This window comes from Vibrio sp. 1078-1, from assembly GCF_033340475.1.
This window is the reverse complement of the sequence record NZ_JAWOWM010000693.1, coordinates 1-563: the sequence shown is the minus strand read 5'-3', so window position 1 is coordinate 563 and position 563 is coordinate 1. Positions and strand designations below refer to the sequence as shown.

Here is a 563-nt window from a genome sequence, read left to right as displayed (position 1 = left end):
CAGGAGTGCAGTGCCTGTTAACCACGGCAATAGAGAGGCATTTTCTACTGGGTCCCAGAACCACCAGCCTCCCCAGCCTAGTTCATTGTATGCCCACCAAGAGCCGACAAGGATACCAACAGTCAGAGTTCCCCAGGCAAAATACGCGGCTTTTCGCGTACAACAGTACCATTCATTGACAGGCCGTTTGCTTAATAACGCCGCAAGTGCAAACGCCAAAATGGCGGAATAACCAACGTAACCTAAATATAAAAGTGGCGGATGAATGATCAATCCGATGTCCTGCAGCATTGGATTCAAATCACGTCCTTCTACCGCCAATGTTTTTGCGAACTCAAAAGGGTTAGACGTTGTTAACGTAAACCAAGCAAAAACGGCAATCAGAACATTCATAATGCCAAGGCAATCTGCGGTGTAGCATTGGTTAATCGGAGAACTAAGAGCAATGTATGATGCCCATAAACTAAGCGTCACGACCCAAAACAGCATGGAGCCTTGGTGCCCCCCCCATGCCGCTGCAACCTTGTAAGCGGTTGGCAATTGGCTGTTGGAATGAGTGACCA

Annotated in this window: 1 protein-coding gene; it reads right to left on the bottom strand. The window is 48.3% G+C overall.

The features are described from left to right. Positions 1-563, bottom strand: a 563-nt coding sequence (gene ccsA / locus R7190_RS29555; protein ID WP_318138162.1) for a cytochrome c biogenesis protein CcsA, incomplete at both ends; no start/stop codon positions are given.